General features: G+C 51.3%; 7 protein-coding genes. 6 read left to right on the forward strand and 1 reads right to left on the reverse strand.

What is annotated here, in order from left to right:
- Nucleotides 1–118 precede the first annotated feature (118 nt).
- Complete coding sequence (locus ACO6UY_RS15250; RefSeq protein ID WP_422449997.1) at nucleotides 119–1,771, reverse strand: BCCT family transporter; 1,653 nt, start codon at nucleotides 1,769–1,771, stop codon at nucleotides 119–121.
- A gap of 855 nt (nucleotides 1,772–2,626) precedes the next feature.
- Here ACO6UY_RS15250 and gcvA point away from each other — a divergent pair.
- The 6 genes from gcvA (at nucleotide 2,627) to ACO6UY_RS15280 (ending at nucleotide 15,319) form a co-directional block, all read left to right on the forward strand.
- Nucleotides 2,627–3,532 (forward strand): transcriptional regulator GcvA, encoded by a 906-nt coding sequence (gcvA, locus tag ACO6UY_RS15255; RefSeq protein ID WP_422460415.1) that lies wholly within the window; start codon nucleotides 2,627–2,629, stop codon nucleotides 3,530–3,532.
- A 239-nt stretch (nucleotides 3,533–3,771) separates the two neighbouring features.
- Complete coding sequence (locus ACO6UY_RS15260; RefSeq protein WP_422449999.1) at nucleotides 3,772–6,270, forward strand: CoA transferase; 2,499 nt, start codon at nucleotides 3,772–3,774, stop codon at nucleotides 6,268–6,270.
- A gap of 343 nt (nucleotides 6,271–6,613) precedes the next feature.
- Nucleotides 6,614–8,935: an ankyrin repeat domain-containing protein gene (locus tag ACO6UY_RS15265; RefSeq protein WP_422490504.1), complete on the forward strand. Its 2,322-nt coding sequence runs from the start codon at nucleotides 6,614–6,616 to the stop codon at nucleotides 8,933–8,935.
- 4 nt (nucleotides 8,936–8,939) lie between these two features.
- Nucleotides 8,940–11,543, forward strand: a complete 2,604-nt coding sequence (locus ACO6UY_RS15270) for an ankyrin repeat domain-containing protein (protein WP_422490505.1) — start codon at nucleotides 8,940–8,942, stop codon at nucleotides 11,541–11,543.
- 4 nt (nucleotides 11,544–11,547) lie between these two features.
- A complete protein-coding gene (locus tag ACO6UY_RS15275) occupies nucleotides 11,548–14,031 on the forward strand; it encodes an ankyrin repeat domain-containing protein (RefSeq protein WP_422490507.1) in 2,484 nt (827 codons plus the stop codon).
- A gap of 4 nt (nucleotides 14,032–14,035) precedes the next feature.
- Nucleotides 14,036–15,319, forward strand: a complete 1,284-nt coding sequence (locus ACO6UY_RS15280; RefSeq protein ID WP_422490509.1) for an ankyrin repeat domain-containing protein — start codon at nucleotides 14,036–14,038, stop codon at nucleotides 15,317–15,319.
- Nucleotides 15,320–15,329: the final 10 nt, after the last annotated feature.

Raw genomic sequence — 15,329 nt, forward strand, 5'->3', positions numbered from 1 at the left:
CGAGTTCTTCTGCGCTTGGTACTCTTGGGTTATTGCCCGGTGAGCCTGAGGCCAGGGCTTGTTCTGCCATTGTCGGGCAAACGGAGATTGTACACATCAAACTCATCGAAATGATGCACTAAACATTTTGATTAGTCGCCAGACACTCCGCTGTTTCCTGCTTACTGCGCTTGAGCGCATAGCTTTGACCGTATTCCGGTGGCAGTGGAGTATCGCCAGGGGTGACTGAGTATGGCATGTCAATATTGGGTTCCTCGCGAAAAGCCTTATACAAGCCCCAGGTAGTAAGCGCCAGCACAATTGAATAGGGCAGTGCCGCAACAATAGAGGCAGTTTGTAACGCTTTTAAGCCTCCGGCAATTAATAATACACCGGCAACCGCACCAATGAGTAAGCCCCAGAACATCCGCAACTTGGGTGGAGGTTTTTGTTCTCCCATAGATACTAACGTACAAATAACCAGGGTTGCCGAGTCAGCAGAAGTGATAAAGTAAGTCACCAGCATGACTATGCAGATAATGGCACCGATTCCCACAACAACCGTACCAAGGTCCATTAACTCCATGGTGACAAACAAAGCCGTAGTAATGTCTTTATTTATGGCCTCTGTGACCCCGCCTGAACCAAAGAGTTCAATAAAAATAGCCGTATTACCAAACGCAGTGATCCAAAAGGTTGCCAGTAACGTTGGGGCGATCAAGACTCCCAGAATAAACTCTTTGACGGTACGGCCTTTAGAGATACGGGCAATAAAAATGCCGACAAAGGGTGCCCAGGCGATCCACCAGCCCCAATAAAACAGGGTCCAACAACTCTGCCATTGGCTTTTGGGATCCGGGTCAACCCAAAAACCGAGCCCGACGGCATGTGTCATGTAATCACCCAGGTTAGTGACAAAGGCTCCCAGTAAATAAGCAGTTGGCCCCAGAACAATAAAGAAGGTGAGCATTAATGCGGTAAGGCGCATGTTTAATTCGCTGACTTTTTTCAGGCCTTTGTCCAGGCCTCTTAACGTTGAGAGCGTTGCCAATCCGGTAATGAGCGTAATAATGATCACCTGGTTGGCCGGGCTGATATTGATACCAGACAGATAGCTAATACCTGCGTTCATCTGCTGTGCGCCAAGTCCTAACGAGGTGGCGATACCAAATACAGTACCGAAAACCGCCAGCAAGTCCGCCATGTGGCCAATCGGGCCGTATATTTTGTTGCCAAAGGTCGGGTACAAGCCAGAGCGGATCGATAATGGCAGGCCTTTGCGGTAGGTGAAATAAGCTAATGCCATACCCGTAATCGCAAATAGTGCCCAACCGTGTAAGCCCCAGTGAAAGATACTGAAGCGCATCGCTACCTGTGCGGCTGCCACGGTTTTTGTCTGCCCTTCGGCAATAAAAGGATTGCTTTGCAAGTGGTAAATTGGCTCGGCAATACTCCAGAACAGGATGCCGATACCAATACCTGCACTGAACAGCATCGAGAACCAGGAAAAGAAGCCGTATTCGGGTTTGTCGTGGTCATGGCCTAACTTAATGCGGCCAAAGCGACTGAACGCTGTGTATATGGCCAGGAGTAAAAAGAAGCTCATCAGGAGAGTGTAATACCAGGCCAGACTTGTGGCGATAAAGCGCTTGGCGGCTTCATAGAGGCTATTAGCATATGCCGGGGCAATGATCGTAAAAAGGACAAAGGCGACAATGACGATCGCCGAGCCTCTGCTCATCACGGGATGGGTATTGGCGAAAATACCGGTTCCTGATTTCGGGCTGTTCATAGTATCGCTCCGCTCGGTAAACCTGGACGCACGGGTAAGTACTCAAAAACGCCTGCACTGACTGGCGCAAGGGTTATTGTGCAGGGGTAAGGTCGGGTCATCCGGAACACTGAACCGTTCTTTCCTGACTGCTTTTGAATGGTCTTAACCTTAATTTCCATCGCCTGATCGGAGCTGGGCTCCCGACCGTAACGGGTGGATCCCTCGGGAATGTCTTCATGCGCAATCACCTCTTCTGCACAAACAGGAGGGCATGGTGGTTGGGAGCGTTATCGAGTTGTTCAATCCGGGCCTGTTGCCGGGCAACCGCTCATGCAGCTGAACATTCTGGTCCTGCCGTTGAGCAATATACTCAGGCAGGCTGGATGGTAAGTCTTCGGGAAGTGATATAAACATAGAGATCAGGTTAGACGACAGGAAGTAATATTTCCTCATGTACCTGTTTTTGCGTACTAGCGACTTTTACGACATGGCATGATTTTGAGCAGCTTTCGGTTTGAAGACAATCAATAAAACTTATGGCAAAGGTATAAAATAATTTGTAAGTGCTGTTTATTAAGTTATGTAATATTAAGTAGCTAACCATATGAAATCATATATTTCTGACTCCTTGTTCAGGCACTCTGCTTCGTTACAACTCCGGTCACATAGCTACGGCTATGCTCCCTCCGTTGTGCCTCGCATAGCACCTGCCCAAGTAGCCAGAAATATGTGATTCCATATGGCCAGCTACTTAAAAACAAAGCTAAAAATCTTGAAATAATAATTAAACATTTGTTTAAGTCGTTAACTTCCCTTTGATCTGGTCAGTTTGCAATATGATTTCAAATGCTCAGGCACTTATACGGTGTTCTTATGAAAAAACGACTGCCGCCCTTAAACTGGATCAGGGCGTTTGAGGCCTCCGCCCGGCACCTGAGTTTTACTCATGCGGCTAACGAGTTAAACCTGACTCAGGCTGCCGTGAGCCAGCAGGTCAAGGGGCTGGAGAGCCAGTTGGGTTGTTTATTGTTTCGCCGGTTGCCAAGGGGACTGGAGCTGACCGATGCCGGGGCTGCCTATCTACCCGCTGTCCACGATTCTGTTGAACGCCTGACCGTTGCTACGGAAGAGATCTTTGGCCATGGTCGAACGAGCCTGCTGACCATTAAAGTGAATATGGTGTTTTTTATTAAGTGGTTAGCGCCGAGGCTGAAAAATTTTAGAAGGCAATACCCGGATACTAACCTGCGTTTGACCAGCAATATCTGGGTGAATGAAGTTGAGCGGGAAAGCAGCCAGGACAGCGATCTGGAAATTCGTTACGGCAAGGGTCATTGGCAGGGGATGACCAGCGACCGGTTAACCTGGGATGAGCTCTTTCCTGTGTGCAGTCCCGACTACCTGGCAAAATACCCGATTGATGAAGACACCTTTGATCTCTCTGAGCATTTGTTGCTGCACGTGATGGGCTATGAAGAAGGTTGGGGGCACTGGCTCTGCCAGGCCAATTATAAGGATATGAAGACCTGCCAGGGCTTTTATATGGACACGTTGGTATCGGCATTGGAGTTGGCGGTATTGGGGGAGGGTATTGCGCTTGGTCGCACCAGCCTGGTAAAGGATCTTATTGATTCGGGTAAGTTGGTTACCCCGTTTAAAACTAAAATTCCAACCGATGAAGCTTTTTATCTCGTTTACCCCAGCTCTAATGTTAAACATCAGGATATCGAGGCATTTCGTACCTGGTTACTCAGTGAGGCTCAACCGGTCAAAACATGATGTCTGGCTGCTATAAAAAAATTAAGATCAAAGGTAATGTTTTTATTGCTGGTCACTTTTTGTCAAGCGTTTACTATGTCAGTGTTTAATAAATTTGAAAGGTAACTACTCAGTTTTCAAATGGGCTAATTAATTAATAACGACTTTTATGATAAACAAAATTATTACTTTTCACGTTTTTACGCTGGAGATTGAAAGTCAGAACTACTAATTAAATAGAGTGAGAAAACACATTGAGTATGAAAGCAAATCTACCATTAATCGGTATTCGGGTTATTGATTTTGGCCAGCAAATAGCCGGGCCTGCAGTCGCCATGATTCTGGCTGACCTGGGGGCAACGGTGATTCATATTGATCCACCAACCGGGCCACAATGGCAGAGCCCTGCCAATGCTGTTTTGAATCGGAACAAAACCACGGTAACTATTGATCTGAAATCCGATCAGGGTCTGGTACAGGCGTTAACCTTAATTGATCACGCCGATATTGTTTTGGAAAGTTTTCGTCCCGGAGTCTTAAAGCGCCTGGGAATTGATTTTGCGCAGTTGCGGCAAGCACGTCCTGAGCTGATCACAATTTCCATGCCGGGCTACGCCAGTAATGATCAATTGCGCAGTCAGTGGAAAGCAACAGAGGCTATTGTTGCCGCTAACTCTGGTGCTTTCACCGATATGGGCTTTAACCGGGTGTTGATGGGCGTGGATCCCAGTTTTTCTCCTTTGTCATTGTGCTCAGCCTATGCGACAACGCTGGCGGCCAGCTCGGTGGTGATGGCACTGTTCGCCCGGGAAAAACTCGGTGTTGGTGATCATATTGAAGTGCCGATTGTCGCTGCCTTAATGGAAGGGTTGTCGTACAACTCCATCGTTATTGAAGATTTGCCCAAACGCTACCTGACCATGCGCGAGCATGAAATCAGCCATCGCAAGGAAAACAATCTGCCGATGGATGTTAGCTACGACGATTTACAAGAGTATCTGGATCCCTTTTATCGCACTTACCAATGCAAAGACGGTCGCTTTTTCTACGTCGTTTGTCCATCCCATCGCAATCATGCCAAACGCTGTTTACAGGTGACGGGCTTATATGATGAGTTGTTGGCCGAAGGCTTACCTGAGGTGCACAATCTGCATTTACCGGTTGATGAGTGGGATGACGAAACCTCCATTGGCGTTTATCCACTGCCGAAGAAGTGGGCTGATATTATCTCGGCCAAAATGAAGCGGGTGTTTTTAACCAAAACCTCAGAAGAGTGGGGGGTTATCTTTGGTGAAGGGCAAATTCCGGGGGCACCGCATCGCACCACTCAGGAATGGGTGAACAGTGACCACTGTGCGCAGGCGGGATTGATCGTTGAAGTGGATGATCCTGAATACGGAATGATGAAACAACCGGGGCCTATGGTCTGGCTGGAAGAATCGGCCGAACAAATGTTACAGCCAAGGGCCAGAGTCACGGTTGATTTTGAGGCAGCACTGGCTGAGCTTTCAGAGGTTAAAGCAACGCCCCGGCCCACTGGCGCGGTTGCGGCACCGGACAACCGCCAGGCCTGGTTGGCAGGGGTGAAAATACTCGACTTAACCAATGTCATTGCCGGCCCCCATTCTGCTGCCTTTTTAAGTCGCTTTGGTGCCGAGGTGATCAAATTGGATCCGGTGACACCATTGTATGATCCACTGATTGGCACCGTGTACAGTTTTCAAGCCAATATTGGCAAAAAGAGTGCGTTGGTTGATATCAATACTGAACAGGGACGGGATATTTTTCACCAGCTAATTCGATCCGTTGACCTGGTGTTAATTAATGCCCCCGAGCGCCAGATAGCGCCTCTGGGGCTTGACGAAGCCAGCTTACAGGCCGTTAATCCGGGCGTGTTATTCTGTCGTTTAGACTGCCTGGGAGGACCAACCCGTGGACCCAAAACAGACTACATAGGCTACGACGACATTATTCAGGCAAATAGCGGCATTATGAGTCGTTTTGGTGGACCACAAACGCCAGAAGAGCACGCACACCTGGGCACTTTGGATGTTAATTGTGGTTTTGTGGGCGGTTTGGGGATGGCCTTAAGTCTTTATCACAAAATGCACACCGGGCGGCATAGCCGGGCGTGTACTTCGTTATCTGCGGCAACCAATCTGGCACAAATTAAATTTGCCTATGATTATCAGGGGCGTGCTCCGTTTGATGAAGCATCCGGGCGAGAAGCCCTGGGTAATCACGATTTATCGCATTTTTACACAACGAAAGACGGCAATTTATTTATTGATGCCAGCGAGCAGGAGTTGATCAAGCTGGAACGCGTTCCGGGCCTTGCTGGCATTAGTGAAGCAAAAAATAAGAAGGCCTTTTTGACCGAGGTTCTCTCCCGGGAAAGTGCCGATCATTGGGCGCAGGCGCTGCGGGAACAGGATATTGCAGCGGTGCGCTCAGTGGGGATCGCCGAGCTTCGGGAGCGTTACACTCGCCCTGCCGATGGCAAAGTGGGAATTGACCTTGGCAGTTATGCGTTTTCCAGCTACCGCGATCACCCCAGTGGACACGCAGTGACTATTATTGATCACTACTCAATCAGGCCTTCACGGGCACAGATTATTGCGCAAACACCAACCGAGCGATTAGGCCGTTCGACTACTGAGATTGTTGCGGGTCTTGGCTATACCGATGAACAAATTGCCACCATGCTAAACGACAAAGTTATCGGTACTGGCTGGGGGAAAGAGTACTTGCCGAGTTAAGCATGAACGCTTGCCCGGTATTGTCACCAGAACAAAACACAGGCAACAGGCTTGCACAACGGGCCTTTTGAACTAGCCTCTATTCGTCATTTGTCTCTTAAAATGATGAAACGCTAGGAGCCTGTCCGAGAATAGCGCCCGTAGCGAGGATGGCAGAAAATTGAGGATAAAAAGTCGGAAATTTTTAGTGAATAGTGGTTCTATTTGCTAAAAATTTCCGACTTTTTAGACCAATTTGCTGCCACCGCAGTAGGGCAGTCTATTCTCGGACAGGCTCCTGGATTCAGTAACGAAAAGGCAGGTATCAACCTCCCCCTTTGGGACTTTCCAGCGACGGACAGACATGAGCCCAGATATCAGACAGTGTTTATTACCCTGGGATGATACTGATAATCCGGAGGAAGGGACCGGGAGTTCCAATGCACAGCCATCGCCTGCTATCCAGCAACCTGTTGCCAGCGCAGAAAATAGTTCAGCACGTGGGGTGGCTTCCCCAGATAACGGGATCTTACGTCCACTGACGTCTGATTTCGATTTGCGGGGCCTGGGCGATCAACTGGCAGCGGCAATCAGGAAGCGAGATCTGGCAGCCGTCAACGACCTGCTGAACCTGGTGCAGGATCTGGGGATTGACCCCAATCTCTGCGACCGGCAAGGCTACTATCCGCTTTATTGGGCCAGTCGCTGGGGCAGCGCTGACAGAATTCTCAAGACCCTGCTGGACAGGGGAACGAACCCCAATCTCTGCAACATTGACCCGTGGAATGGAAGAAAGAACATACCTCTGCTTTGTGCCGCCGAAAGCGGCAGTTATGAGGTCAGCAAGGTCTTGCTGGAATACGGAGCTGATCCGCAAGCCCGTGACGGCTCTGATTGGACGGCACTGCACTGGGCCACACGGAACTTCGGCAAACAGAGCATCATGCTCATGAAGTGCCTGCTGGATCACGGTGCTGATATTAATGCCCGTAATAGTATGGGACGCACCCCGCTGCTCAATGCCGTCATTCGTGACACTCTTCTGGCCGTTAACATCCTGCTGAGCGAAGGTGCCGATCCCAATATTCCTGATAATTACGGTCGTACCGCGCTAGACAGTGCAGTCTTGGGCATGAGCACCAATATGGTTGACGACTTGCTGGCTCATGGTGCCAATCCTGATACGCCCGGCGGCATCGACAGCGATGGGAGAAGCAACGCACTGTGCATGGCATTAAGTAAGCAATACAGAGACGACATTGTGGATATGCTCCTTGCTTACGGTGCCAACCCCAACAGGGCGAGCAAAGAGGGCGATACCCCGCTGCATCTGGCGATAGAGAAAAGCAACGCAACCGGTGTTGACAAGCTGCTGGCCCATGGTGCCAATCCCAATATTCGCAACCAGTCAGGCCAGACCGCCCTAGAGGCTGCCCTCGTTACAGGGTCACCTCCGCGCATCATTGATGCCCTGCGTGAGCCCTTTAAACCGGGGTCGCTGCAGTTTTGTGCCCGACGCTGTATTCGTGCAACCCTGATGCGGCCCCGGATGACCCAGAAAAAAAACCGGATAAAACCGCTGTCAAAAGAATCTCAACACCTGCCGTCAGCAGATCCTTTGACAGAAATGGACTCAAGCATCAGACAATGTTCACCTGACGCCGCCAATCCGGAGGAAACGGCCGGGGATCCCCACACACAGCCAGTAACTTCTCTCCAGCAACCTTTTGCCAGCGCAGAAAATATTTCAGCACATGGGGTTGCTTCCCCAGGCAACGGGAGCATGCATCCATCGACGTCTGATCTTGATTTGGTTGATCAACTGGTAGCAGCAACCAGTGATGGTGACCGGGAAATCGTGGACAACCTGCTGGACCTGCTGGAGGAGCGGGGGATTGACCCCAATCTCTGTGACCGGCAAGGCCACCACCCGCTCTATGGTATCAGTGACCGATTCAACAGAGTGGCAAATGTCATCAAGACCCTGCTGGCCAGGGGGGTTGACCCCAATTTCGCCACTTTCGACCCATTGACTAATAGAGCGTACATACCTCTGCTTCTGGCCGCTGAAAATGGCAGTTATGTGATCAGCAAGGCCTTGCTGGATCACGGAGCTGATCTGCAAGCCCATGACTGTGGGTGGACGGTGCTGCACTTTGCCGCACGGCGATTTAGCGAACAGAAAGTCATGCTCGTGAAGTGCCTGCTGGATCATGGTGCCGATATTAATGCCCGTAATCATGATGGGCAGACCCCGCTGTGCATTGCGGTCCTTCGTAAGGAGCTTATGAACGTTAACATCCTGCTGGGCGAAGGTGCCGATCCCAATATTCCTGATAAAGATGGTAAAACCGCACTGGACTATGCGGTCTTTAACAGGTGCGCCAACATGGTCGACGACTTGCTGGCTCATGGTGCCAATCCTGATATTCGCAACCAGTCAGGCCAGACCGCCCTGGAGGCTGCCCTCGCTACAGGGGCATCTGTACACATCACTGATGCCCTGCGTGAGCCCTTTAAACCCGGGGCGACGAAAGTTTGTGCCCGAAACTGTATTCTTGCAACCCGGGTGCAGCCGCAGATGACTCTGAAAAAAACTCGGGCAAAACCGCTGTCACTGGTAACTCAACGTTTGCCGTTGCCAAATACGTTGAAAAAATTTGTTTCTAACCCACTGACGTTTTAACGAAATGTTCTCAAGCATCAGACAATGTTCATCTTCCCGGGATGACAATGCCAATTCGGAGGAAACAGCCGAGGGTTCCCACGCACAGCCAGTACCTTCTCTCCAGCAACCGGTTGCCAGTGCAGAAAATATTTCAGCACGAGCGGTGGCATCCCCCGGCAACGGGAGCTTACATCCACTGACGTCTGATGTCGATTTGCGTGGCTTGGGCAATCAACTGGCACTGGCAATCCTGGAACAAGACCTGCCAGCCGTCAATAACCTGCTGAATCTGGTGCAGGATCTGGGGATTGACCCCGATCTCTGCGACCGGCAAGGCCTCTACCCACTCTATTGGGCCAGTGGCGTGGGCAAAGCTGACAGAATACTCAAGACCCTGCTGGACAGGGGGGCGAACCCCAATCTCTGCAACATTGATCGGTGGAATAGAAAAGAGAACATACCTCTACTTTGTGCCGCCCAAAGAGGCAGTTATGAGGTCAGCAAGGTCTTGCTGGAATACGGAGCTGATCCGCAAGCCCGTGATGGCGCAAATTGGACGGCGCTGCACTGGGCCACATGGGAATACAAGATACAAAGCGTCATGCTCCTGAAGTGCCTGCTGGATCACGGTGTCGATATTAATGCCCGTAATAATCGGGGACACACCCCGCTGTGCACTGCCATCCTTCGCGGCGAACTTCCGGTCGTTAACACCCTGCTGAGCGAAGGTGCCGATCCCAATATTCCTGATAATGACGGTAGTACCGCGCTAGACTATGCAGTCTCTAAAGGGTACACCAACATGGTCGACGACTTGCTGGCTCACGGTGCCAATCCTGATACGCCCGGCGACATCCACAGCTACGGGTGGAGCAGCGCACTGTGCATAGCATTAAGTAAGCAATACACAGACGACATTGTGGATATGCTCCTTGCTTACGGTGCCAATCCCAACAAGGCGAGCAAAAAGGGCGATACCCCGCTGCATCTGGCGATAGAGAAAAGCAACTCAATCTGTGTTGACATGCTGCTGGCCCATGGTGCCAATCCCAATATTTGCAACCAGTCAGGCCAGACCGCTCTGCAGGCTGCCTTAGTTAAAGGTTCACCTCCTCGCATCATTGATGCCCTGCGTGAGCCCATTAAACCCTTGTCGCTGCAGATTTGTACCCGAAACTGTATTCGTGCAACCCTGATGCGGCCCCGGATGACCCTGAAAAAAACTCGGGCAAAACCGCTGTCAATAGAATATCAACACCTGCCGTTGGCCGATCCTTTGACAAAATTTGTGTCCAACCCACTGACTTTTAACGAAATGCACTCCAGCATCAGACAATGTTTATCTCCCCGGGATGACAGTGCTAATCCGGAGGAAACGGCCAGGGGGGCCCACGCACAGCCAGTACCTGCTCTCCAGCAACCTGTTGTCAGCGCAGAAAATATTTCAGCACATGCGGTGGCTTCCCCGGGTAACGGGAGCATACATCCATCGACGTCTGATCTCGATTTGGTTGATTTGGGCGATCGACTGGCTGCAGCAATCAGGGAAGGTAGGAAAGGTGATCTGTCAGCCCTCAACGACCTGCTGAACCTGCTGGAGGAGCAGGGAATCAATCCCAATCTCTGCGACCAGCAAGGCCGCTACCCGCTTTTTTGGTTCAGGGACTCATACAGAGTGCACAAATGTCTCAAGACACTGCTGGACAGAGGGATTGACCCCAATATCGCCACTATCGATCCGTTGACTGATGAAGCGAACATACCTCTGCTTCTGGCTGCCAAAAAAGGCAGTTATGAGGTCTGCAAGGCCTTGCTGGATCACGGGGCTGACCCGCAAGTCCATGACCTCGCTAATTGGACGGCGCTGCACTGGGCCACATCGGAACCAGGCTATCAGACCGTCATGCTCCTGAAGTGCCTGCTGGATCACGGTGTTGATATTAATGCCCGTAATAGTATGGGACGCACCCCGCTGTGCAATGCCGTCATTGGTGACGTATTTTCACTTTCACTTTTGGCCGTTAACACTCTGCTGGGCGAAGGTGCCGATCCCAATATTCCTGATAATGAGGGTAGTACCGCGCTGGACCATGCCGTTTTTAACGAGCGCACCAACATGGTTGACGATTTGCTGGCTCACGGTGCCAATCCTGATACGCCCGGCGACACCTCCAGCTGCGGGTGGAGTAACTCACTTTGCATGGCATTAAGTAAGCAATACACAGACGACATTGTGGATATGCTCCTTGCTTACGGTACCAATCCCAACAAGGCGAGCAAAAAGGGCGATACCCCGCTGCATCTGGCGATAGAGAAAAGCAACTCAATCTGTGTTGACATGCTGCTGGCCCATGGTGCCAATCCCAATATTTGCAACCAGTCAGGCCAGACCGCTCTGCAGGCTGCCTTAGTTAAAGGTTCACCTCCTCGCATCATTGATGCCCTGCGTGAGCCCTTTAAACCCGGGGCGACGAAAGTTTGTGCCCGAAACTGTATTCTTGCAACCCGGGTGCAGCCGCAGATGACTCTGAAAAAAACTCGGGCAAAACCGCTGTCACTGGTAACTCAACGTTTACCGTTGCCAAATACGTTGAAAAAATTTGTTTCTAACCCACTGACGTTTTAACGAAATGTTCTCAAGCATCAGACAATGTTCATCTTCCCGGGATGACACTGGCAATCCGGAGGAAACGGCCGAGGGTTCCCACGCACAGCCAGTACCTTCTCTCCAGCAACCCGTTGCCAGTGCAGAGAATAGTTCAGCACGTGGGGGTGTTTCCCCGGGCAATGGGAGCATGCATCCATCGACGTCTGGTCTCAATTTGGTTGATTTGGGCAATCAACTGGTAGCAGCCACCAGGGAGGGTGACCACAAAGCCGTAGACAACCTGCTGAATCTGCTGGAGGAACGGGGGATTGACCCTAATCTCTGCGACCAGCAAGGCCGCCACCCGCTCTATTGGATCAGTTACCAATACAGCGGAGTGTCAAATGTCCTCAAGACCCTGCTGACCAGGGGGATTGACCCCAATTTCGCCACTATCGACCGGTTGTCTAATAAAAATTGCATACCTCTGCTTCTGGCTGCCGAACAGGGCAGTTATGAGATCAGCAAGGCCTTGCTGGACCACGGAGCGGATCCGCAAGCCCGTGACGGCGCTAATTGGACGGCGCTGCACTTTGCCGCACGGCATGTAAGCGAACAGAGCGTCATGCTCGTGAAGTGTCTGCTGGATCACGGTATCGATATTAATGCCCGTAATGATGTTGGGGACACCCCGCTGTGCATTGCCGTCCTTCACAGGGAACTTCTGACTGTTAACATCCTGCTGGGCGAAGGTGCCGATCCCAATATTCCTGATATAGATGGTAAAACCGCGCTGGACCATGCAGTCTTTAACAGGTGCGATAACATTGTCGACGACTTGCTGGCTCATGGTGCCAATCCTGATACGCCAGGCAGTATTCACAGCTACGGGGTGAGCAACTCACTTTGCGTGGCATTACGCAGGCAATACACAGACGACATTGTGGATATGCTCCTTGAATACGGCGCCAACCCTGACAAGGCGAGCAAAAAGGGCTATACCCCGCTGCATCTGGCGATAAAGAAAAGCAACTCAACCTGTGTTGATATGCTGCTGGCCCATGGTGCCAATCCCAATATTCGCAATTCGTCTGGCCAGACCGCCCTGGAGTTTGCCTTGGTTAAAGGTTCACCTCCTGGCATCATTGATACCCTGCGTGAGCCCTTTAGACCCTTGTCGCTGCAGATTTGTACTCGAAACTGTATTCGTGCAACCCTGCTGCGGCCCCGGATGATCCTGAAAAAAACTCGGACAAAACCGCTGTCGATAAAATCTCAACGCCTGTCGTTGTCAGATCCTTTGACAAAATTTGTGTCCAAACCGCTGGCTCTTAACGAAACGTACGCAAACATCAGACCCTGTTTATCCCCGGATGACACGGCCAATTCGGCGGCAACGGCCGAGGGTTGGCACGCACAGCCAGTACCTTCTCTTTTGCAACCCGTTGCCAGCGAAGGAAATATTTCAGCACGTACGCTGGCTTCCCCGGGTAACGGGAACATACATCCATCGACGTCTGACCTCGATTTGGGTGATTTGGGTGATCAACTGGCAGTAGCAATCAGGAAAGGAAAGAAAGGTGATCTGTCAGCCCTCTACGATCTGCTGAACCTGCTGGAGGAGCAGGGAATCAATCCCAACCTCTGTGACCAGCAAGGCCGCTACCCGCTTTTCTGGTTCAGGGACTCCTACAGAGTGCACGAATGTCTCAAGACACTGCTGGACAGAGGGATTGACCCCAATGTCGCCACTATCGATCCGTTGACGAATGAAGAGTTCATACCTCTGCTTATGGCTGCCAAAAAAGGCAGTTATGATGTCTGCAAGGCCTTGCTGGATCACGAGGCTGATCCGCAAGTCCATGACCTCGCTCACTGGACGGCGCTGCACTGGGCCGGATCGAAACCAGACAATCAGATCGTCATGCTCCTGAAGTGCCTGCTGGATCACGGTGCCGATATTAATGCCCGTAATAGTATGGGACACACCCCGCTGTGCAATGCTGTCATTGGTGGCGTATTTTCACTTTTGACCGTTAACATCCTACTGGGCGAAGGTGCCGATCCCAATATTCCTGATAATGACGGTAGTACCGCGCTGGATCATGCAATCTTTAACGGGCGCACCAACATGGTTGATGATTTGCTGGCTCATGGTGCCAATCCCGACAAGGCGAGCCAAAAGGGCGAAACCCCTCTGCATCTGGCGATAAAGAAAAGCAACTCAACCTGTGTTGACATGCTGCTGGCCCATGGTGCCAATCCTGATATTCGCAACCCGTCAGGCCAGACCGGCCTGGAGGCTGCCCTCGCTACAGGGGCACCTGTGCACATCATTGATGCCCTGCGTGAGCCCTTTAAACCCGGGGTGACGAAAGTTTGTGCCCGAAACTGTATGCGTGCAACCCGGGTGCAGCCACAAATGACTCTGAAAAAAAACCGGGCAAAACCGCTGTCACTGGTAACTCAACGTTTGCCGTTGCCAAATCCGTTGAAAAAATTTGTGTCCAACCCACTGACGTTTTAACGAAATGTTCGCAAGTATCAGACAATGTCTGTATCCCTGGATTGGCAGCGACCAGCCAGAGGAACCGACCGGCAGTTTACCTGCAACGCCTTTGCTGTCTCTGCAGCAGCCGGGCACCTCAGCAGACCACAATTCGGGATTTGCCGCCGCTTCGGCAAGTACCCGAAGAGTACCGTTATCGATGGACGACAAAACGACATCAGTCGTCAAATATAATGACCCGCCAGCCCTTAACGACCAGCTGCTGGATGCTGCCTGGCATGGCAATTATGATAGGGTCAAAGCCTTGCTGGACCGGGGAGCAGACCCGAAAACCTGTGACAGCGGCCACTTTACTGCGTTGCATTTTGCTACAAGGAACAGCAACGATCAGACTGCGCTGCTCCTGAATTGCCTGCTGAATCACGGTGCCGACCTTAATGCCGTGACTGCACTGAACCGTACCCCGCTGCAATGTGCCGTTATCTGTGGCAATCTTTCGGCCGTAAGTACTCTGTTGGAGCACGGTGCTGACCCCGATATTCCAGACCAGTTCGGTTTTACCCCACTTAATAAAGCGGCGGAACAAGGGGCGAGCAAAATAGTTGACCAGTTGCTGGCTCACAGTGCCAACCCCGACACGTTTGGCGTCTGGACCTTGAACCCACTTTACAAGGCAGTATCCAAACAACACATCGATATTGTCCATACCCTGTTGAATCACGGTGCCAACCCCGATCCCGACCTGTGCAACAGCTCTGGCCGAACCACGTTGAACTGTCTGGTAGAAAAACTGCGTCCTGTTGCTGAAGTCAGGCTGATGCTGGCTAACGGTGCTGACCCCAATACTTGCAGCAATTCTGGCCAGACCACGCTGAATTTTGTGGTAAACAGAGATGATGGCTGCGCTGTCCAGCTGCTCAAGCTCTTACTGGCTAACGGCGCTGACCCCAATGCCCGTGGTGAAGATGGCGATACCCCGCTGCATCTGGGGATAGCAAATCAAAGCCCGGAATTGGTCAGGATTCTGGTGGATAATGGTGCCGATCCCGGTGTGCGTAACCAGCTGGGCTGGACAGCTCTGAAGAGTGCTGAAGCTGGAAGAGCTGACCCCGAAATCATCGATTCCCTGCGTAATCATATACCCGTTTATCAACCCGGATCGCTGCAAGCCTGTGCCCGAACCTGTATTCGTCAACGCCTGGTGCAAAATCGGATATTATTGGCAGAAGTGCTGTCAACAGACTCTGACTGTCTGCCACTGAAGGATTCCTTAAAAGCTTTTGTCTACCACCCGCTGAAAATTTAACCGGTGTTTT

Source organism: Endozoicomonas sp. ALE010, from assembly GCF_049310165.1.
In the GTDB taxonomy this organism is placed as follows: domain Bacteria; phylum Pseudomonadota; class Gammaproteobacteria; order Pseudomonadales; family Endozoicomonadaceae; genus Endozoicomonas.

Bases quoted from the DNA above. Each gene is read 5' to 3' on its own strand.
- ACO6UY_RS15250 (WP_422449997.1), bottom strand. From the start codon at position 1,771: ATGAACAGCCCGAAATCAGGAACCGGTATTTTCGCCAATACCCATCCC.
- gcvA (WP_422460415.1), top strand. From the start codon at position 2,627: ATGAAAAAACGACTGCCGCCCTTAAACTGGATCAGGGCGTTTGAGGCC.
- ACO6UY_RS15260 (WP_422449999.1), top strand. From the start codon at position 3,772: ATGAAAGCAAATCTACCATTAATCGGTATTCGGGTTATTGATTTTGGC.
- ACO6UY_RS15265 (WP_422490504.1), top strand. From the start codon at position 6,614: ATGAGCCCAGATATCAGACAGTGTTTATTACCCTGGGATGATACTGAT.
- ACO6UY_RS15270 (WP_422490505.1), top strand. From the start codon at position 8,940: ATGTTCTCAAGCATCAGACAATGTTCATCTTCCCGGGATGACAATGCC.
- ACO6UY_RS15275 (WP_422490507.1), top strand. From the start codon at position 11,548: ATGTTCTCAAGCATCAGACAATGTTCATCTTCCCGGGATGACACTGGC.
- ACO6UY_RS15280 (WP_422490509.1), top strand. From the start codon at position 14,036: ATGTTCGCAAGTATCAGACAATGTCTGTATCCCTGGATTGGCAGCGAC.